Here is a 17846-nt window from a genome sequence, read left to right on the forward strand (position 1 = left end):
ATCGGTAACGATTCAGCCCTGTGCCGGGTGAAACGCGGAAAACTCTGGGGTTGCGCGGAATTCCGGCGATCCCACTACCTCAAACGAGTGATTCGAGCGCATCGGTGAAAGCGGTGAGGGCCGGCAGGCCGAGGATGCGGCGCTGGAAGGCGCGCGCGGCCGAACGGCAGGACGGCTCGTCGAGCACCCGTTCGAGGCCGGCGGCCAAGACGTCCGCGGTGAGCCCGGCCGGATCGATGTGGACGCCCAGTCCCAGCCCGTGGACCCGGGCGGCGTTCTCGGGCTGCTCGGCGAACAGCGGCACCGCGACCATGGGCACGCCGGCCGACAACGCCTCACGCACCCCGCTGAAGCCCGCGTGGGTGAGGAACAGGTCGCACGCGCCGAGCAGCGAGCGCTGCGGCACGAACGACGCCAGGTGCACGTTCGCCGGGCGGGGACCGGTCCACGCGGCCACGGCCTGCTCGCTGCCGAGCACGGCCACCGCCCGTACCGGCAGCGAACCCAGCGCGTCCACGGTGCTGCGCATCAACTCGGACCCGGTGGCCAGCAACGAGTGCGCGTTCGAACCGAAGCCGGCCAGCACGAACGGCCGGTCCGCGGGAAAGTCCACGATGGCCGGGTCCAGCGGCTGTTCGTCGGTCGTGGCGGGCACGCGGTAGTACCGATGGCCCGGGGTCCGCTGGTCCTCGGGATACCACGGCTCCGGCAGCAGACCCGCGGTGAGCAGGCCCGACGCGTGGGTGGCCTCCTCGATCGCCGGCAGGCCGAGGTCTTCACGCAGCCGGTTCAGCCGTTCGGTCAGGTCCGGCACCAGCCGGCTGATCAGCGGCGCGATGTCGAGCACGGCCAGTGGCAGGCCGAGCACCTCCGCGGCCAGATAGCCGCCGTATTCGTTGGTCTCGCGGACGATCACGTCCGGCCGCCAGGTTTTCGCGGCGTCCAGGAGATCGCCGGCGAACTCCGCGGTCATCAACCCGTTGAACAGCGGGACCGACAGCGGGCCGGTCACCTCGGGCCGCCACTGCCGGAACTGCTCCGGCGAAAAGCCCGTGCCGGCCATCAATTCCGGCCGCCGCCCGACCTCCTCGGGCGCGAGCGCGCGGGGCAGCACCAGCACCGGCACGCCGAGCCGGCTGATCTCCTCCGCGACCGCCGAACCGGTGGCGATGGCGACTTCGTGCCCGGCGCGTCGCAAAGCCAATGCGACCGGCACGACCACGGGCACCAGGTGTGAACGAATAGGCAAGCCGGTCAGCAAAACCCGCACCGCGGAGCCCTTCCCCCAGTTTTGCCGAAGCCGATCGGAAACAGGATAACCGCCGCGTCGCTCGAATTCCGCCGGAAATTCCCGGCACCGCCGGGAATGGCGTCAGGCGGGCGCGGCGGGTGGCTTCAGCGCCAGTTTGGCCAGCAGCCCGCGGCCTTGCTCGGCGGTGCGCGGCTGGCAAAGCACGTCGTAACGGCCCGCGACGAGCTGGCTCGCCGACGAGAAATCGCGGCGGCCGCGCGACATCCCGTATCCCAGGGCGGAAAACAGCAGACCGGCCAGTATCCCGAGCACCAGCCCGGTCAGCAGTTGCAACGGGAAGCCCTGGTTCACGAACATGCCGAGCAGGAGGCCGGCGAAGAGGCCGAACCAGGCGCCGGAGACCGCGCCGGCGCCGAGCGCGCGGCCCCACGACATCCGGCCGATCACCCGTTCCACGAGCATCAGGTCCACGCCGACGATGGTCACGTCGGTGACCGGGAACTCGCTCTCGGCCAGGAAGTCCACCGCCTGCTGGGCTTCGCTGTAGGTGCCGTACGAGCCGATCGGCCAGCCGGTGGGCGGGGTCGGGAGGCGCGGCAGCCGCTGTTGTTGCTCCCGTCCGCCGCCAAAGGGACTGCTCACCATCGTCTCCTGCGCACTCGTCCGGACCGGGGACTCCATCTTGTCAAGAACCGGCGAACCGTGCGAACCGCGTACGCCGGAGCAGCCGGTGAATGCCGTTCACCGGCTCCTCCCGGGCCGGCCTCAGCGGGCGGCGAAGTCCACCACCGCCCGCGCGAACGCCTCGGGCTCCTCCAGGTGCGCGAAGTGGCCGCTGCGCTCGACACCACCAGCCGCGAGTCTGAGCGCGCCGAGTGAGGCGAAGGCGGCGAGAACGGCCGGCAGCTCGGGGTTTCCCTCGTTCCTCGCGGCGAACTCCTGCACCTTGGCCATCGCCTCCTCGCCGTGTTCGGGCCCGGTGACCGGCGCGCTGTCGTAGTGCACGACGCCCGCGACGCGCTCCGGGTGGGCGAGGGCGAGGCGCTGGGCGACGAAACCGCCGTGGGAGTGGCCGAGAAAGTGCGCCCGGTCAAGGCCGAGGTGGTCCAGCAGGCCGAGGACCGCCTGGACGTAACGGTCACGCGTGTAGCCGTGCGGGTGCGTCAACCACCGTCAGGTGCTCCGCGACGGCGGGCATCCGCAGGTACTCCCAGGTGATGCCGGGGCCGCCGGAGTGTGCGAGGCACACCGGGCCGCGGCCGTGCACGTGGTAGCGCTGGCGGACGCCGTCCAGCTCGACGGTGTGGGTGCCTGGGGTGAGGCGGTCGGTCATGCGGGTGCTCCGGTGATGTGGGTGCGGACGAAGACACCCGCACGATGCGCCCGGGACCCGGTTAGTTCGAAGCGTTCGCTGTGGCAGTGGTCATAGGCGAGTGGTACAGCCGGAGCCGGGCGACGCGCCCCTGGCCCAGCGACATCAGCCCGGTGACCGCGGGCGGGCAGTGCTCCGGGTCGTCCGGCGGGTTCAGCAGGTCCATCTCCCAGACGACGAGGTCACGGCTCGCCACCGGTTCCGGCCCGCCGAGGAAAACGACCCGAGGCGACCACCGGTCGGCCAGCACGCGGTGGAACTCGCCCCGCTCGGCGGCGGCGAGGGTGTCGAGCGCGTTCTGCCGGCCGCGCGCGGCGAGCAGCCCAGCGTCCTCGTGCGCCACCGCCGACGTCGCCCGCAACGCCTCGGCGAGCTTGGCCCGCCCCTGGCTGAGCCGGCTGCGGACCGTGCCAACGGGGATCCCGCACGCACGGGCGGCGACAGGTCCTCGATGGCACGCCACAGCCAGTCGCGCATCGCGTGGCGCTCCAGGAGCTGGTCGGGCGTCGCCTGCGCGGACGGCGCGAGGTCCCAGCCGCCCACCGGAATGTCCTTAGTGGACCACAGTCGCGCGCGGCCGGCGTTGCGCACCACCATCTTCAGGCAGGGTCACGCACGTCGGAAAGCACGCCTCCAGGTTACGGCGTGGCTAGGACTTCGCCTTGTACTCGCGCAGGAGGCCGCGGCTGATGATGGTCTTCTGGATCTCGCTGGTGCCCTCGCCGATGAGCAGGAACGGCGCCTCTCGCATCAGCCGCTCGATCTCGTACTCCTTGGAGTAGCCGTAGCCGCCGTGGATGCGGAACGACTCCTGCGTGACCTCGGCGCAGTACTCGCTCGCGATCAGCTTCGCCATGCCGGCCCCGACGTCGTTGCGGGCGCCGGAATCCTTGAGCCGCGCGGCGTTCACCATCATCAGGTGCGCCGCCTCGACCTTGGTGGCCATCTCCGCGAGCTTGAACGCGATCGCCTGGTGCTCGGCGATCGGCTTGCCGAAGGTCTTGCGCTGCTGGGCGTAGTCGATGGCCAGCTCGAACGCGCGGATCGCGATCCCGCACGCGCGCGCCGCGACGTTCACGCGGCCGACCTCGACCCCGTCCATCATGTACGAGAAGCCCTTGCCGGGAGCGCCGCCGAGCACCTTGTCGGCGCCGATGCGGAAGCCGTCGAACACGGCCTCGGTGGTGTCGACGCCCTTGTAGCCCATCTTCTCGATCTTGCCCGGGATCGTCAGCCCCGGCGCCACCTCGCCGAAGCCCTCGGGCTTCTCGACCAGGAACGTGGTGAGGTTCTGGTGGGCCTTCTCGGCCCCCTCGTCGGTCTTCACCAGCAGGGCGATCAGGTTGGAGCTGCCGCCGTTGGTGAGCCACATCTTGGCGCCGTCGATCACGTAGTCGTCGCCGTCGCGCCGGGCGCGGGTCTTGATCGCCGCGACGTCCGAGCCGAGGTCCGGCTCCGACATCGAGAAGCTGCCTCGCACCTCGCCGGTCGCCATACGCGGCAGGAAGTGCTGCTTCTGCTCTTCGGTGCCGTGGCGGGAGATCATGTGCGCGACGATGAAGTGCGTGTTGATCACCCCGGACACGCTCATCCAGCCGCGCGCGATCTCCTCGACCACCAGCGCGTACGTGAGCAGAGACTCGCCGAGTCCGCCGTACTCCTCCGGGATGGTGAGCCCGAACAGGCCCATCTCCTTCATGCCCTCGACGATCTCCGTCGGGTAGGTGTCGGCGTGCTCCAGCTCCTGCGCGTGCGGGATGACCTCCTTGTCCACGAACGAACGGACCGTCGCGAGGATCTCGGACTGCACGTCGGTCAGGCCGGCGGTCTGGGCAAGGCGGGCCATCACAGCTCCCTTCGGCGGGCGACGCCGGCTCCCGGCGCTGGGTTACCGGCGAGTATGACGGTAATCCGGCCAACCGGCTATGAGGGTGCTCACGCCGTCGGGCCCATTCCACGCGTTAAGGTGCGGATCCGTCGTCGAAAGCGACCTTGAGGAACACCTGATGAGTGAGGGTTACGAGCACCCGTCGTTCGAGCACCAGCCCTTGCCGCGGCAGTCCTACCCGCCGCAGGGACCGCGGCCCGGCGCGGGGCTCGCGATCGGTTCGCTGGTGTGCTCGATCGCGGGACTCATCGTCTGCGCCCCGGCGGCGATCGCGGGGATCGTGATGGGGCACATCGCGTACGCCCGCGGCACGGCGACCGGCGGCGCGGTGGCCGTGGCGGGATTCGTGATCGGCTACCTCGGGCTGGTGGTGTGGGGGATCATGATCCCGTTCGTCCTGCACGAGCTGATCAAGTACGGCGCCTTCGGCTGAGGCGCCCCGCTACGGTGGAGACCCGCACGACCCGAGGGGGCACCCGATGACCAACCCGACCGACCCGGCCGACCCGATCGAGCCGTCGCCGGCTGCCCAGGCACCGCCGTCGGAGCCGGTCGCGCCGCAGGACCGGCTGAGCGACCCCACCGCTGGTGACGCCACGGCCTACTCGACGCCTTCGGACGCGGACCCGGCCCTGCCCGACCCGCTCGCCGCGACGGTCGAGCCGAGCCCCTTCAGCCCACCGTCCACTTCGGACTCCGCGACGGCGGTGGGCTCCGCCCCCTTCGTGGCGCCCGGCTCGGACCCGTCCGCCGCGCCACCGGCCGGTGCGTACGCTCCGCCCGCCTATCCGGGCCAGCCCTACCCCGGGGCGACGGCGGGCTATCCGGCCGCAGCGGCGCCAGGCCAGCTGTCGCCGTACGGCCCGCCGCCGCAACAGCCGTACGGGCAGCCTTACGGACCGCCGCCGTACGGCCAGCCGTACTCGCCGTACGGCCCGATGGGCTCACCGCAGTCGCAGGACAGCGGGCTCGCGATCGGCGCGCTGGTGTGCTCGCTGCTCGGCCTGCTGACCTGCCTCATCGCCGTCCCGGGCATCATCATGGGCCACATCGCGCTGAGCAAGGCCAACCGCGGCGAGGCGGGCGGCCGCGGCATCGCGCTGTCCGCCGTGGTGATCGGTTACGTGATCGTGGCCCTGTACATCGGTTTCTTCGTGACGATCATCATCCTGGGCGTCAACGGCTACCTCGGCAACTAGCCGGGCTTCACTCCGCTTCGGTGAGCGCGTCGCCCGGCCTGCGGGGTGACGGGGTGATCCGGTCGTTCGTCTCCGGCTGAGCAGACTCCGGCAGTGCAGACTCCGGCAACGCAGACTCCGGCAGGGCGTTCTCGGGCGCTGCGCCCTCCGGCAGGGCGGGTTCCGCCTCGGCCGGATCAACCGCGGCAGCCGGTGCCGCGGCCCCAGCCGTCGCGGGCGGGCGAGGAGTGGCCGCGTCGAGGAACCTCAGCAGCTCCACCGGGAACGGCAGCACCAGGGTCGAGTTCTTCTCCGCAGACACCTGCACCACGGTCTCCAGCAGCCGCAGCTGCAGGGCGGCCGGGGTGTCGGCCATCGTGGCCGCCGCCTGGGACAGCTTGTACGACGCCTGCAGCTCGCCGTCCGCGGAAATCACCCGGGCGCGGCGCTCACGCTCGGCCTCGGCCTGGCGGGACATCGAGCGCTTCATCGTCTCCGGCAGCGCGACGTCCTTGATCTCGACGCGGTCGATGTGGATGCCCCAGTCGAGCGCCGGGCTGTCGATCATCAGCTCCAGGCCCTGGTTGAGCCGCTCGCGGTTGGACAGCAGGTCGTCGAGGTCGCTCTTGCCGATGATCGAGCGCAGCGAGGTCTGCGCGACCTGCCCGACGGCGGCGCGGTAGTCCTGCACGTTCACCGAGGCCACGATCGGGTCGATCACCTTGAAGTACACCACCGCGTCGACGCGCACCGTGACGTTGTCGCGGGTGATGCCGTCCTGCGCGGGCACCGGCATGGTGACGATCTGCATGTTCACCTTCTGCAGCCGGTCGGCCACCGGCATCAGCAGGGTCAGCCCCGGGCCGCGCAGCTTCGGCAGGACCCGGCCGAACCGGAACACCAGGCCGCGTTCGTACTGCTTCACGACCCGGACGGTGGCCCCCAGCCAGACCCCGCCCACGACTACGACCGCACTCAGAATTTCGACGATCATGGCAGCTCCCGGGTCGCCTCGCCCCTGGATTCCCTATTCTACGCGCGCCACGCAACCGGGGAAATGGACTGGACACCACTGACAGGCTGAGCCGGTGACCCCGCTGCGGATCCCGCCCGCCTTCGCCGCCCGCGCGCCCCGGGTGCTCGGCCCCGAAAGCCGGCCCTGGCTCGCGGCTTTGCCCGGCCTGGCCGAGAAGTACGCCCGGTTGTGGAGCCTGACGCCGGAAGGCGAGGCGATGCACGGTTTCGTCGGCGTCGTCCAGCCCGCGCGCCGTGCGGACGGCACCCCGGTCGCGCTCAAACTCGGCTGGGTGGAAGAGGAATCTCGGTACGAGCCGCTCGCACTGTCCACATGGGCCGGTCGCGGCTCGGTGCTGCTGCTGGAGTCCGCGCCCGACGAGGGGGTGATGCTGCTCGAACGCCTCGACCACACCAGGACGCTGGACGACGAGCCGCTGCTCGAAGCCGTCGAGGTGATGAGCGGGCTGGCGCGGCGGCTGGCCGTGCCCGCGCCACCCGAGCTGGCCCGGACGTTGCGCGGCGAAGCCGAACGGCTACTCGAATACCTGCCGGAGACGTGGCGCGAGCTGGGCGAACCATTCCCCCGCAAGCATCTCGACGCCGCGATCGAGGTGTGCCGCGACCTCGGCCCGTCCGCCGGCCGGGCGCTGGTGAACGAGGACCTGCACTACCAGAACGTGCTCGCCGGTCAGCGTGAGCCGTGGCTGGTGATCGACCCCAAGCCGCTCGCCGGCGACCTCGAGTACGGGGTGTTCTCCCTGCTGTGGAACCGGTTCGAACAGTCCATATTGGACGACAAGACCGCGGTCACCGGGCTGGACGCCGAGCGGGTGAAGGCCTGGACGCTGGTCCGCTCCGTCGAGAACCAGCTGTGGTTCGCCGAAGACCTGCGTGACGCCGGGGACCTCGGCGACGAAGGGCCCTCGTACGAGTCGCTGACCCGCCTGGTTTCGTGGGCGCTGTCCTGACTGAGAGGACACGGAGAGCACCGGCGTGCGCGGCGCGGGCGCGGCGGCGCGGCAGCCGATAGTGTCTGGTGCATGTCCGCCGTGAACAGGGTTTTCGCAGCTCAGCTGGCGGGTCTGCCGGTATTCGGACCCGACGGGGAGTCGATCGGGAAGGTCCGTGACGTCGTCGCGGGCCTGCGGCTCGACCAGCAGCCGCCGCGGGTGCTCGGCCTGGTGGTCGAGCTGGCGACGCGGCGGCGCGTCTTCGTGCCCATGCTGCGCGTGACGTCGATCGAGCCGAACGCCGTGACGCTCGCCACCGGCTCGGTGAACATGCGCCACTTCACCCAGCGCCCCAACGAAGTGCTGGTGTGCGGGCAGCTGCTCGACGCGCATTCGACGCTGGTCGGCACCGATACCCGCGTCACCGTCGTCGACGCCGCGCTGGAGCCCACCCGCACGCGGGACTGGGTGCTGGCCAAGCTGGCGATCCGCGAACGCTCGACCCGCCTCGCGCTGGGCCGCCGCCGCGCGGCGATGCACGTGGTGCCGTGGAGCGAGGTCGCCGGGCTCGGCCTCACCGACCTGGCCGGGCAGCCGCAGGGCGCGGGCCAGCTGTTGATGCTGTTCGACACGATGCGCGCGGTCGACGTCGCCGCGACCGTGCGCGACCTGCCGCTCAAGCGCCGGCACGAGGTGGCCGACGCGATGGACGACGAGCGGCTCGCCGACGTCATCGAGGAGCTGCCCGACGACGACCAGAAGGAGCTGCTCGGCTACCTGCCCGAGGAGCGCGCCGCCGACATCCTCGAGGCGATGAACCCCGACGACGCGGCGGACCTGCTGTCCGAGCTGGCCCCGGCCGAGCAGCGGCGGCTGCTGGAGCTGATGGAGCCGGAGGAGTCGGCGCCGGTCAAGCGGCTGCTGGCGTACTCCCCCGACACCGCGGGCGGCCTGATGACGCCGGAGCCGGTGGTCCTCACCCCCGACGCGACGATCGCCGAGGCGCTCGCCCACATCCGCAACGCCGACCTGCCCGCCGCGCTGGCCACCATGGTGTTCGTCTGCCGTCCGCCCTCGGCGACGCCGACCGGGCGATTCGTCGGCGTGGTGCACTTCCAGCGGCTGCTGCGCGAGCCGCCGGCCGAGCTGATCGCGAGCGCCGTCGACACCGACCTCGCCGCGTTGCCCCCGACGGCGTCGCTGCCCGAGGTGACGCGGTACTTCGCGGCGTACAACCTCGCGTGCGGCCCGGTGGTCGACGCCGAGGACCACCTGCTGGGCGCCGTCACCGTCGACGACGTCCTGGACCACCTGCTGCCCGACGGCTGGCGCGAGACCGGCCTGCGCGACGTCGCCGACGGCGTCGAAACCAGCGGTACTTCCGAGACCGCCGAACCACAAGGGGCCGAACGTGCCTGAACTCACCTCCGGCCGCCGGCTCGACCAGCCGCGCGGCCAGGCCCGGCTGCGGCTGAACATCGACCCGGACACCTTCGGCCGGCTGACCGAGCGCCTCGCGCGCTTCCTGGGCACCGGCAAGTACCTGTTCTGGCAGACGCTGATCGTGGTCGTCTGGATCGTGCTGAACCTGGTGGGGATCTCGTTCCACTGGGACCCGTACCCGTTCATCCTGCTGAACCTGGCCTTCTCCACGCAGGCCGCGTACGCCGCGCCGCTGATCCTGCTGGCGCAGAACCGGCAGGACGACCGTGACCGCGTCGCACTGGACGAGGACCGCAAGCGCTCCGCCCAGACCAAGGCCGACACCGAGTACCTGGCGCGTGAGCTGGCGTCGCTTCGGCTGGCGGTCGGCGAGGTGGCCACCCGCGACTACCTGCGCAGCGAGCTGGAACGGCTGCGCGAAGACCTCGCCATCGAGCCCAAGCCGAGGCGGACGAAGCAGGCGTGAAACACCGTCGCGCTACCAGTACGTAACATGGGCTGAGTGACGAGTACACAGCAGCTCCCCAGCGTCGACGACGTCCGCACCGCGCTGAAGGACGTGTACGACCCCGAAATCAAAAAGCCGATCACCGACCTCGGCATGGTGAAGGACGTGGTGGTCGGCGAAGACGGTGTGGTCACCGTCGGCATCTACCTCACCGTGGCCGGCTGCCCGCTCAAGGCGACGCTGACCAAGGACACCACCGAGGCCGTCAAGAAGCTCCCCGGCGTCGCCGACGTGCGGGTCGAGCTGGACGTGATGAACGACGAGCAGCGCAGCGAGCTTCGCAAGTCCCTGCGCGGGGACGCCGCCGAGCCGGTGATCCCGTTCGCGCAGCCCGGTTCCATGACCCGGGTGTACTGCGTGGCGTCGGGCAAGGGCGGGGTCGGGAAGTCCTCGGTGACGGTGAACCTGGCCGTCGCGATGGCGGAGCGCGGCCTGTCCGTCGGCGTGGTGGACGCGGACATCTACGGCCACTCGATCCCGCGCATGCTGGGCGCGCGCGAGAAGCCGACCAAGGTCGACACGATGATCATGCCGCCGCAGTCCCACGGCGTGAAGGTGATCTCCATCGGCATGTTCACCCCGGGCAACGCGCCGGTGGTGTGGCGCGGCCCGATGCTGCACCGCGCGTTGCAGCAGTTCCTGGCCGACGTGTTCTGGGGCGATCTGGACATCCTGCTGCTGGACCTGCCGCCGGGCACCGGTGACATCGCGATCTCGGTGGCGCAGCTGATCCCGAACGCCGAGATCCTCGTGGTCACCACCCCGCAGCAGGCCGCCGCCGAGGTGGCCGAGCGCGCGGGCGCGATCGCGATGCAGACCCGCCAGCGCGTGGCCGGGGTGATCGAGAACATGTCCTGGCTCGAAACGCCCTCGGGCGAGCGGATGGAGATCTTCGGCTCGGGCGGCGGCCAGTCGGTCGCCGACTCGCTGTCGAAGTCCGTCGGCTCACCGGTGCCGCTGCTCGGCCAGGTCCCGCTCGACCCGCGGCTGCGCGAGCAGGGCGACGAGGGCACGCCGATCGTGCTCGCCGAGCCGGACGCGCCCGCTTCGCTGGTGCTGAAGGAAGCGGCGAAGAAGCTCACCGTCCGGGCCCGCGGCCTGGCCGGGATGATGCTGAACGTCAGCCCCGCGGGCCGCTAGCGCCTCAGGCGGCGTGCACCGTGACCAGCACGGTGTTCGCCTCGCGCAGGGAAACCTGGGTGTCCCCGGGCTTCAGCACGGTCCAGCTCACGGACGCGGGCTGCCCGGGGCCCACGTTGGCGCTGCGGTCGGGCTGGCCCTGCACATCGATGTTCTGCTGCTGGTCCGAGGTCACGGTGATCTTCACCTGATCGCCGACCTGCACGTCGACGATGCCCGCGGGCGGGGCGACATGACCGTTCGCATAGGCGACGGTGATCAGCACGTCGACGCCGCGCTTCCCGTTCGGCTGAGCCCCCGCCGCATTGCCCGCGGACGCACTCGGGACGGCGGGCGTCACGACCGGAGTGCTGGTGGCCGGCGGCGCGGTGCTGGGCTCGTCGTCGGCGGTGCAGCCGGCGAGCGCCATCGCGGCGACCGCGACCGTCCCGGCCAGTACTCCCGTGCGAAGCGACATCTTCAGACCTCCTGGCGGCCGTGGACGTTTCGCCCAGAGGCTACCCAGGAAGATCGACAATCGCCTGCACAGCTCAGGTGGCGTCCGGGTCCACCGGCGGGCGCTCGCCCGGCTTCAGCGGCTCGGCCTGCGGGGCGATGCTCTGCGGTTTCACGCCGGAGCCGTTGGCGCCGTTGGACCCGTTCGCACCGTTGGATCCGTTCGACCCGTTGAACGCGCTGAGCCCGAGCGGGTCCGAGTCTCCGTCGAACAGGTGCTGGGTGACCACGCGCTTGGGGTCGAAGTTGCGCAGCCCGCGCAGGTCTTCGAGCGGCTTGCGGAGCTGGTCGAACTCCGGGCCCATCTCCTCGCGCAGCTGCTCCTTGGCGCCGGTGGCGAACTCGCGGACCTTGCGCACGCTCTTGGCCATCCACGACGCCGCTTCCGGCAGGCGCTCGGGCCCGAGGATGAAGAGCCCCGCGACGATGAGCACGAGGATCTCGCCCCAGCCGACACTGTCGAACACCCGTGAACCTCCGCTCGCGCCTTACCGGCTCAGCCTACCCGCGCCACCCCGCGTTCCGGCAGGCCCGACGGCGAACCTGTCGCCCGGTCAGTCCGAACCGAGGGTCACGTCGACCACCAGCAGGGCGCCGTCGCGCGCCAGCTGCACCGGGACGACCTCGCCGACGTCGTGGTTGCGCACGGCCACGGTCAGCTCGGCGGAGTCGCGGACCGGGCGGTCGCCGATCTTCGTGATCACGTCGCCCTCCTTGATCCCCGCGGCCGCGGCCGGGCCGTTCGGCGCGACGTTCTTCACCTGCGCGCCCATCGTGGCCGAGCCGGTGACCGTGGACGAGGCGTTGATGCCGATGTCCGCGTGGGTCACCTTGCCGTCCTTGATCAGCGCCTTGGCGATCTTGATCGCGTAGTCGCTCGGGATGGCGAAGCCGATGCCGATGCTGCCGCCGTCAGCGCTGGACGAGCGGATCGAGGAGTTGATGCCCACCAGCGCGCCGGTGGAGTCGACGAGCGCGCCGCCGGAGTTGCCGTGGTTGATCGCCGCGTCGGTCTGGATCGCCTCGTAGGTCACCGGGGGCGTGCCGTTGTCGCCGCCCGCGGTGATGGGCCGGTCCAGCGCGCTGACGATGCCGGAGGTGACGGTGTTCTGCAGCGCCAGCGGCGAGCCGACGGCGATCACGGCGTCACCCACCTGCAGCCCGGAGGACTTGCCGATCTGCAGCACCACGGGATTGGTGACGTTCACCTTCACCACGGCGAGGTCGCTCTTCTGGTCCGAGCCGACGATCTTCGCCTCGGTGCGGGTGCCGTCGTTGAAGATGGCGGTGACCTTCACGGTCGGGTCGGCCACCGCGGTGGTCACCACGTGCTCGTTGGTCAGGATGTAGCCCTGCGGGTCGATCATCACGCCGGAGCCCTGCTCGCCGGAATCCGCGCCGGGCTTGAAGACCTCGAGTGAGACGACGGCGGGCGAGACGCGCTTGGCGATGTCGGCGACCGAGCCCGGCGGGCGCTCCTTGGCCGCGTCGGCCTCGGAGATCGTGGCGCTGCCGGTCAGCGCGGACCCGGTGTCGGCCACCCACCAGCCGACCAGCCCGCCGACCGCGCCGACGAGCAGCGCGACCACACCGAGCAGCACCAGCGCCTTCGTCTGCACCCGGCGGCCGAACAGCACCTCGGGCAGGCTCAGCAACGCGCCGGCCGGGCGCTTGCCGGGCTTCGGCTCGTCCTCGGCCGGCACGGCGGGACCGGCGAGCACGGCGCCCGCGGCCGGGTCGCGCCACGGGTCCTTGCCGTCCGTCCACAGGGGAGGCTCGGCGGCGGCCGCGTCGCCGGTGGCCTCACGCGGACGCTCCAGCAGCACGCCTTCGGACCCCGGCGGGCGCCGGAACGCCTCCGCCAGCGATTCGGGCGCGGGCGGCGCGAGGCTCAGGTTCTGGCTGCCGTTGGACGCCGGGGTGTAGAGCTTGTCGAACGCGCCATCGACTCCGCGCGGCCGGCCGAACACCGCGGACTGGGCCGGATCCACGGCGGGCCGGTCCAGCGGGCGGGGGCCCAGCCGGTCGTCACCGGCGGAGCCCGGCTGGGCTGGGTTCGCGTCAGGCTGCTCGGTCATTTTTCCCCGGGGCTGAGATCAGGTGGCTGGGCGTCGACGATACCCAAGCCCAGACCGCCGAGTCTGCCGAGACGACGGTGAAATGGCTGTTGTCTGACCAGGTAAAAGGACAAAAGGGACGCACGGTCGGGCGACGACGTCGTCCGGAAAGCGCTGAAGGCCCGCCTGCGACCAGGCGAGCCCTCAGCGGTGGGACAAGAGTCTTCAGCGGACCGGGACCGCCGCGGTCGTGGTGTCGCTCACCGGCCGGACCGAGGTCGACGTGGGCGACAGCAGCGGCTGCACCCCCATCTGGGCGGGCAGCAGGTTCGCGTTCGGCGGCGGCTGGGGGCTCGGGTCGGTCGAGCCCTCACCGCTGTCCGCCGACGTCCCCACCAGGGCCAGCGCGCTCAGCACCAGTCCCGAGACGACCACGCCCGCGCCCTGGGCCGCCTTCTTGCGGCTGAAGGTGAACCGGCCGCCGCCGAGCACTGTGGACGAGTGCCCGAGCGGCGCGGTCGAGCCCAACGGGGTGCCACCGAACACGCCGCTCTCCCGCAGGCCGGCGACGCGGTCGGGACGCTGGATGGCGACCAGCTGGCCGTCGGCCGTCACCGCCAGGTTGTCGGGTGAGCTGGGCAGGTCGGTGTGCTCCGGGATGGAGCGGAGGCTGGCCAGGAACCCGGCCGACATGGAGGGGTCGCCGGCGCGCTTGACCGCCGCGACGGCCTGCCGCTGGGCGGCCACCTCGGCCGCGCAGCCGGGGCAGCGCGCGATATGCGAGGCGGCCCGGTCCTGCGGGCCCAGCGAAAGCTCGCCGTCGACGAACGCGACGACTACGTCCGGTAGCAGGTGCGACTCGGGGAGTCCCCAACCTCGCGGTGCGGTCATACCGACACCTTCGCAGACTCGTCCCGCTGCGCGCGACGGCGCTCGAGCGAGGCGCGCAGCGCCTGGCGGCCACGGTGGATCCGGCTGCGGACAGTGCCCAGCTTGACGCCGAGCGTCGCGCCGATCTCCTCGTAGGAAAGGCCTTCGACGTCACACAGCACGACAGCGGCGCGGAACTCCGGGGGCAGCTCGTCGAGCGCCTCCTGCAGGTCCGGGTCCAGGTGCGTGTCGGTGTAGACCTGCTCCGGGCTCGGGTCGTCGCCGACGATCCGGTCCGTGTCGTCCGGCAGCCCCTCCATGCGCACCCGGGACCGGCGGCGCGCCATGTCGAGGAACAGGTTCGTGGTGATCCGGTGCAGCCAGCCCTCGAAGGTGCCCGGCTTGTAGGACGCCAGCGAGCGGAAGACGCGGATGAACGTCTCCTGGGTCAGGTCCTCGGCGTCGTGGGCGTTGCCGGTCAGGCGGTACGCCAGCCGGTACACCCGGTCGGCGTGCTCGCGCACGATCTCGTCCCACGAGGGCGGCGTCCAGGCCGCCTCGCCACCGCCGTCCACGGCGACCGGCTCGGCTTCGGGCATATCGGCGTTCTGCATCAGGGGAGCAGGCACCTCCATCTGCGTGTCTCCTCTTCTGCTCAGCCAACGTGCTCCGGGTGCACGGAGTTCCCGTGCGCTTGATCCTGAGTCTCGCGGGTCTCCCTATGGTTCTAGTGAGACAGGACTGAGAACAGCCTGAGAAGTTATTTCCGCGGGCTTACCAGGGAGCCTTCGCGTATTTATCGACAACCAACGCTAACCTTCGCGCGTGAGTTCCGGGACGCATGCGGCCTCGGCAGCCGATCCGGTCGGCGCCGAGTACGTCGACGGGTACCTTCCCGACGACGACGTACTGGCCGCGGCGCGGGCGCGCGCGGCCGATCTCGGCTGCTCCCCACTGGCCTCCGGGGCGGGCGCGACCTTGCGTTTCCTCGCCGCGACGGTGGCCGCGCGGGCGGTCGTGGAGGTCGGCACCGGCACCGGCGTCAGCGGCCTGCACCTGCTGCGCGGCATGGCCGCGGACGGCATCCTGACCTCCATCGACCTCGAGCCGGAGTACCAGCGCGCGGCGCGCAAGGCGTTCCTGGAGGCGGGCTACCCGCCGGGCCGGACGCGGCTGATCGTCGGGCGCGCGCTGGACGTGCTGCCGCGGCTCACCCCCGGCGGCTACGACCTGGTGTTCATCGACGCGGCGCGGATCGAGTTCCCCAGCTACTACGAGAAGGGCGTGGCCCTGCTGCGCCGCGGCGGGATCATCGCGTTCCACAACGTCCTGGCCGGCGGCCGCGTCGCCGACCCGTCCCGCCGCGACCCGGAGACGCTCGCGCTGCGCGAGGTCGCCCGCGCGATGCGCGAGGACGAACGGCTGGTCCCGGCCCTGCTCCCGGTGGGCGGCGGCCTGCTGGTCGCCGCCGCCTGCTGATTCAGCGCGGCGCCAGCTCACGGCGGGCCGGGGAGGGCGAGCGGACGGCCGTGCCCACCCAGACCGCGGCGACGGCCAGCAGCAGGCACCCGGAGACGGCGCCGATCAGCCACGCCCAGCCCGCCTGCCCGTAGACCGCGCTGCCGATCGAGCCGACGACGCTGCTGCCCAGGTAGTACATGAGCGTGTACGTGCCGCCGACCTGGCCGCGGGCGTTCTCGGGCGCCTCGGCGGCGGCCCAGCTGTTGGCGATCGAGTGGGCGGCGAAGAACGCGCAGGTCAGCACCGCGAAGCCGAGCACGACCATCGGCAGCGAGTCCGCGATGGTCAGCGCGGCGCCCACTGCCATCAGGATCAGCGCGGCGCTCACGGCGCGGCGGCGCCCGATCCGCGCGGCGAACCGGCCCGCGGTCGCCGACGAGACCGAGCCCAGCGCGTACGACAGGAACACCAGCGAAGCGATGGCGGGTGACAGGTTCAGCGGCGAGCCCGTGAGCCGGAAGCCCGCCGCGTTGTAAAGCGCGACGAACGAGCCCATCGCGAGCAGCGCCACGGCGTACTGGGCGAGCAGCACCGGCTTTCGCACGGCGGCGACGAGCCCGGCGCCGACGTCGCGCAGGGTCTGGCGTCGCGCGTCCGCCTGCGGGGTCGACGGCGGCAGCGTGACCACGGTGATCACGGCGCACACCAAGGAAATCCCGGCCACGACGTACAACGCCCCGCGCCAGCCGAGCGGGCCCGCGGCGAAGCCCGTCGCGAGCCGTCCGGTCATGCCGCCGATGGAATTGCCCGCGATCATCGCCCCGACGGCCGCGGCCACGCCCTTCTTTCCGAGCCGCTCCACGAGGTACGCCGTGGCGACGCCCGGGAAACCCGCGATCGCGGCGCCCTGCACCGCCCGCAGCACCAGGAGCAGGGGGTACGACGGCATGAGCGGCAGCAGCAGGGCCAGCAGCGAGGAAAGCACCACCGACGCCAGGATCACCGGCCGACGACCGACCACTTCGGACAGTGCCGCGATCGGCAGCACGGAGATGGCGAGCGCGCCGGTGGCCACGCTGACCGCGAGCGAGGCGCCGGCGGGGTCGAGGTGGTACTGCGCGGCGAGCTGCGGCAGCACCGGTTGAGGGGCGTAGAGCAGGGCGAAGGAGGTGAATCCGGCGGCGGCGACCGCGACCTTGACCCGTCGGGTGGGAGCGGTGATGGTCACGACCTGAAAGTAAGCAGTGCTAATCAATACGTCCAATACGACCATCGGCGATAATCGATACCATGCCGCATGAAAGCCTGACCGCGCAGCTCGCGCCCCATCTCCTGCTGCTCGCGACCCTGCGCGAGACGAGGAACGTCACACGCGCGGCCGAACTGCTCGCCGTTCCGCAGCCGACGATCAGCCGTCGGCTGGCCGCGCTCGGCGAGGCACTGGGCAGCCCGCTGACGGTCCCCGACGGCCGCGGCATCCGGCTCACCCGTGCGGCCGAGCTGCTGGCGGAAGCGGCGGAACGCGCGTTGGGCCCGGTCGACGCGGGCGCGCGGCTGGCGCGGGAGGAGATCGAGCCGGGCAGCGGCCGCGTCGTGCTGGGCTTCCTGCACCTGCTCGGCCGCTCGCTGGTGCCGACGCTGCTGCGCGACTACCGCGCCCAGGCCCCCGCCGCTCGGTTCACGCTGGTGCAGGGGTCACGCCAGGAGATGCTCGACCGGCTCTCCAGCGGCGAGCTGGACCTGGCCCTGCTCGCCCCGGTGCCCGAAGACCCGGCGCTGGACACGGCGGTGCTGGACGAGCAGCCGATCCTGCTGTCCGTCCCGGCGGGCCACCGGCTGGCCGGGCACGAGGGCGTCGGCATGGCGGAGCTGGCCGACGAGGAGTTCGTGATGCTGGAGCCGGGTTACGGCCTCCGCCGGATCACCGACGACCTCTGCGCGGCGGCCGGGTTCAGCCCGAGAATCGCCTTCGAGGGCCAGGAATCGGACACCGTGCGCGGCCTGGTCGCGGCCGGGCTGGGGGTCGCGCTGCTCCCCCACTTCGAGCCGGGCGCGCCGGCCGGGGTCTCGGAAGTCCCGTTGCTGCCGCCGGTCGGCCGGACGATCGGGCTGGCCTGGCGCAAGGGCGAACCGGTCTCGCCCGCCGTGCGCGCCTTCCGTGACCACGTAAGGGCTCGTGAGTGTTCAGGACGGTGGGAACCGTCCTGAACACTCA

General features: G+C 71.6%; 21 protein-coding genes. 8 read left to right on the forward strand and 13 right to left on the reverse strand.

Features of this window, described 5'->3' with window-relative positions; translation table 11 throughout:
* Positions 1-79: 79 nt before the first annotated feature.
* The 6 genes from BMY97_RS35945 to BMY97_RS35960 form a co-directional block, all read right to left on the reverse strand.
* The gene (locus BMY97_RS35945) at positions 80-1249 is read right to left on the reverse strand and encodes a glycosyltransferase (protein ID WP_143086378.1); all 1170 of its coding nucleotides are present in this window, start codon (positions 1247-1249) and stop codon (positions 80-82) included.
* A 123-nt stretch (positions 1250-1372) separates the two neighbouring features.
* Positions 1373-1897: a YflT domain-containing protein gene (locus tag BMY97_RS35950; protein WP_091626196.1), complete on the reverse strand. Its 525-nt coding sequence runs from the start codon at positions 1895-1897 to the stop codon at positions 1373-1375.
* Between the two features lie 120 nt (positions 1898-2017).
* Entirely contained in the window at positions 2018-2419 is a 402-nt protein-coding gene (locus tag BMY97_RS35955) for an alpha/beta fold hydrolase (RefSeq protein ID WP_218156954.1), read from the reverse strand.
* Positions 2391-2585 carry a hypothetical protein gene (locus BMY97_RS47890; RefSeq protein WP_218156955.1) on the reverse strand — a complete coding sequence of 65 codons (195 nt, stop codon included), beginning with the start codon at positions 2583-2585 and terminating at the stop codon, positions 2391-2393. Before BMY97_RS47890 ends, BMY97_RS35955 begins: the two co-directional genes overlap by 29 nt.
* A 61-nt stretch (positions 2586-2646) precedes the next feature.
* On the reverse strand, positions 2647-3087 hold the full coding sequence (locus tag BMY97_RS47370; RefSeq protein WP_177231697.1) for a hypothetical protein: 441 nt from the start codon (positions 3085-3087) through the stop codon (positions 2647-2649).
* A 186-nt stretch (positions 3088-3273) separates the two neighbouring features.
* The gene (locus BMY97_RS35960) at positions 3274-4470 is read right to left on the reverse strand and encodes an acyl-CoA dehydrogenase family protein (protein ID WP_091626200.1); all 1197 of its coding nucleotides are present in this window, start codon (positions 4468-4470) and stop codon (positions 3274-3276) included.
* 160 nt (positions 4471-4630) lie between these two features.
* On the opposite strand from BMY97_RS35960, the gene BMY97_RS35965 reads away from it, so the two are divergent.
* Both BMY97_RS35965 and BMY97_RS35970 read left to right on the forward strand, forming a co-directional pair.
* Positions 4631-4945, forward strand: coding sequence for a DUF4190 domain-containing protein (locus BMY97_RS35965; protein WP_091626203.1), 315 nt, complete (start codon positions 4631-4633; stop codon positions 4943-4945).
* Positions 4946-4991: 46 nt separating this feature from the next.
* Positions 4992-5711 (forward strand): DUF4190 domain-containing protein, encoded by a 720-nt coding sequence (locus tag BMY97_RS35970; RefSeq protein WP_091626206.1) that lies wholly within the window; start codon positions 4992-4994, stop codon positions 5709-5711.
* A gap of 7 nt (positions 5712-5718) precedes the next feature.
* Here the strand turns inward: BMY97_RS35970 and BMY97_RS35975 are convergent, their stop codons facing one another.
* Positions 5719-6684, reverse strand: a complete 966-nt coding sequence (locus BMY97_RS35975; protein ID WP_091626208.1) for a slipin family protein — start codon at positions 6682-6684, stop codon at positions 5719-5721.
* 94 nt (positions 6685-6778) lie between these two features.
* Here BMY97_RS35975 and BMY97_RS35980 point away from each other — a divergent pair, with 94 nt between their 5' ends.
* The 4 genes from BMY97_RS35980 (at position 6779) to BMY97_RS35995 (ending at position 10748) form a co-directional block, all read left to right on the forward strand.
* The gene (locus BMY97_RS35980; RefSeq protein ID WP_091626211.1) at positions 6779-7675 is read left to right on the forward strand and encodes an aminoglycoside phosphotransferase family protein; all 897 of its coding nucleotides are present in this window, start codon (positions 6779-6781) and stop codon (positions 7673-7675) included.
* 72 nt (positions 7676-7747) lie between these two features.
* Complete coding sequence (locus BMY97_RS35985; RefSeq protein ID WP_091626214.1) at positions 7748-9076, forward strand: magnesium transporter MgtE N-terminal domain-containing protein; 1329 nt, start codon at positions 7748-7750, stop codon at positions 9074-9076.
* Complete coding sequence (locus BMY97_RS35990) at positions 9069-9566, forward strand: DUF1003 domain-containing protein (protein ID WP_091626216.1); 498 nt, start codon at positions 9069-9071, stop codon at positions 9564-9566. Before BMY97_RS35985 ends, BMY97_RS35990 begins: the two co-directional genes overlap by 8 nt.
* Positions 9567-9602: 36 nt before the next feature.
* Positions 9603-10748 (forward strand): Mrp/NBP35 family ATP-binding protein, encoded by a 1146-nt coding sequence (locus BMY97_RS35995; RefSeq protein ID WP_091626219.1) that lies wholly within the window; start codon positions 9603-9605, stop codon positions 10746-10748.
* Positions 10749-10752: 4 nt separating this feature from the next.
* Here the strand turns inward: BMY97_RS35995 and BMY97_RS36000 are convergent, their stop codons facing one another.
* The 5 genes from BMY97_RS36000 to sigE all read right to left on the reverse strand — a co-directional run bounded on the left by BMY97_RS36000 (position 10753) and on the right by sigE (position 14805).
* Positions 10753-11205, reverse strand: a complete 453-nt coding sequence (locus BMY97_RS36000) for a cupredoxin domain-containing protein (RefSeq protein ID WP_091626221.1) — start codon at positions 11203-11205, stop codon at positions 10753-10755.
* Positions 11206-11278: 73 nt separating this feature from the next.
* The gene (tatB, locus tag BMY97_RS36005; RefSeq protein ID WP_091626224.1) at positions 11279-11710 is read right to left on the reverse strand and encodes a Sec-independent protein translocase protein TatB; all 432 of its coding nucleotides are present in this window, start codon (positions 11708-11710) and stop codon (positions 11279-11281) included.
* Positions 11711-11797: 87 nt separating this feature from the next.
* Positions 11798-13321 (reverse strand): trypsin-like peptidase domain-containing protein, encoded by a 1524-nt coding sequence (locus BMY97_RS36010; RefSeq protein ID WP_091626226.1) that lies wholly within the window; start codon positions 13319-13321, stop codon positions 11798-11800.
* A 204-nt stretch (positions 13322-13525) separates the two neighbouring features.
* A complete protein-coding gene (locus tag BMY97_RS36015; protein ID WP_091626229.1) occupies positions 13526-14191 on the reverse strand; it encodes a zf-HC2 domain-containing protein in 666 nt (221 codons plus the stop codon).
* A complete protein-coding gene (gene sigE / locus BMY97_RS36020; protein WP_091626232.1) occupies positions 14188-14805 on the reverse strand; it encodes an RNA polymerase sigma factor SigE in 618 nt (205 codons plus the stop codon). Before sigE ends, BMY97_RS36015 begins: the two co-directional genes overlap by 4 nt.
* Before the next feature lie 190 nt (positions 14806-14995).
* Here sigE and BMY97_RS36025 point away from each other — a divergent pair, with 190 nt between their 5' ends.
* The gene (locus BMY97_RS36025; protein ID WP_091626235.1) at positions 14996-15649 is read left to right on the forward strand and encodes an O-methyltransferase; all 654 of its coding nucleotides are present in this window, start codon (positions 14996-14998) and stop codon (positions 15647-15649) included.
* A 1-nt stretch (position 15650) separates the two neighbouring features.
* Here the strand turns inward: BMY97_RS36025 and BMY97_RS36030 are convergent, their stop codons facing one another.
* Positions 15651-16853 (reverse strand): MFS transporter, encoded by a 1203-nt coding sequence (locus BMY97_RS36030; protein WP_245787683.1) that lies wholly within the window; start codon positions 16851-16853, stop codon positions 15651-15653.
* A gap of 68 nt (positions 16854-16921) precedes the next feature.
* Between BMY97_RS36030 and BMY97_RS36035 the strand changes: the two genes are divergently transcribed.
* On the forward strand, positions 16922-17839 hold the full coding sequence (locus BMY97_RS36035; protein WP_091626240.1) for a LysR family transcriptional regulator: 918 nt from the start codon (positions 16922-16924) through the stop codon (positions 17837-17839).
* Positions 17840-17846 lie beyond the last annotated feature (7 nt).

This window comes from Amycolatopsis saalfeldensis (assembly GCF_900110575.1).
Taxonomy (GTDB): domain Bacteria; phylum Actinomycetota; class Actinomycetes; order Mycobacteriales; family Pseudonocardiaceae; genus Amycolatopsis; species Amycolatopsis saalfeldensis.

What these genes read in the sequence shown, in the direction of transcription:
- BMY97_RS35950 (WP_091626196.1), bottom strand. Translation starts at nt 1,897, where the DNA reads ATGGTGAGCAGTCCCTTTGGCGGCGGACGGGAGCAACAACAGCGGCTG.
- BMY97_RS47890 (WP_218156955.1), bottom strand. Translation starts at nt 2,585, where the DNA reads ATGACCGACCGCCTCACCCCAGGCACCCACACCGTCGAGCTGGACGGC.
- BMY97_RS35960 (WP_091626200.1), bottom strand. Translation starts at nt 4,470, where the DNA reads ATGGCCCGCCTTGCCCAGACCGCCGGCCTGACCGACGTGCAGTCCGAG.
- BMY97_RS35965 (WP_091626203.1), top strand. Translation starts at nt 4,631, where the DNA reads ATGAGTGAGGGTTACGAGCACCCGTCGTTCGAGCACCAGCCCTTGCCG.
- BMY97_RS35970 (WP_091626206.1), top strand. Translation starts at nt 4,992, where the DNA reads ATGACCAACCCGACCGACCCGGCCGACCCGATCGAGCCGTCGCCGGCT.
- BMY97_RS35975 (WP_091626208.1), bottom strand. Translation starts at nt 6,684, where the DNA reads ATGATCGTCGAAATTCTGAGTGCGGTCGTAGTCGTGGGCGGGGTCTGG.
- BMY97_RS35985 (WP_091626214.1), top strand. Translation starts at nt 7,748, where the DNA reads ATGTCCGCCGTGAACAGGGTTTTCGCAGCTCAGCTGGCGGGTCTGCCG.
- BMY97_RS36000 (WP_091626221.1), bottom strand. Translation starts at nt 11,205, where the DNA reads ATGTCGCTTCGCACGGGAGTACTGGCCGGGACGGTCGCGGTCGCCGCG.
- BMY97_RS36010 (WP_091626226.1), bottom strand. Translation starts at nt 13,321, where the DNA reads ATGACCGAGCAGCCTGACGCGAACCCAGCCCAGCCGGGCTCCGCCGGT.
- BMY97_RS36015 (WP_091626229.1), bottom strand. Translation starts at nt 14,191, where the DNA reads ATGACCGCACCGCGAGGTTGGGGACTCCCCGAGTCGCACCTGCTACCG.
- sigE (WP_091626232.1), bottom strand. Translation starts at nt 14,805, where the DNA reads ATGGAGGTGCCTGCTCCCCTGATGCAGAACGCCGATATGCCCGAAGCC.
- BMY97_RS36035 (WP_091626240.1), top strand. Translation starts at nt 16,922, where the DNA reads ATGCCGCATGAAAGCCTGACCGCGCAGCTCGCGCCCCATCTCCTGCTG.